At 49.8% G+C, this 279-nt stretch carries 1 protein-coding gene; it reads left to right on the plus strand.

The window, feature by feature from the left end; genetic code table 11:
* Positions 1 to 96: 96 nt before the first annotated feature.
* Positions 97 to 279, plus strand: a 183-nt coding sequence (locus IU448_RS28610; RefSeq protein ID WP_195058847.1) for a phage regulatory CII family protein, incomplete at its 3' end; no start/stop codon positions are given.

Genomic DNA, 279 nt, shown 5'->3' on the forward strand with positions numbered 1-279 from the left:
GGTTGCCTTCCGCGCGCGTTTGCTCGCTCAAGGTGTCAATTGCAGATACGTAGCTGCGTAACAACTTAATTATTTAAGTTGAGCAAAGGAATGACCATGTTTGATTTTAAGACTTCCACCCATAACGAATATGACGACGCCTGCCGCAAGTTTGCGCTAACGCACAACATGACGGATCTGGCGCAGCGGGCGGGTATGAAAGTGCAGACTCTGCGCAACAAGCTGAACCCGGATCAAATGCATCAGCTGACCGTTCCTGAAGTGCTGTTGCTTACCGAT

Source organism: Nocardia flavorosea (assembly GCF_015477805.1).
GTDB lineage: Bacteria > Actinomycetota > Actinomycetes > Mycobacteriales > Mycobacteriaceae > Nocardia > Nocardia flavorosea_A.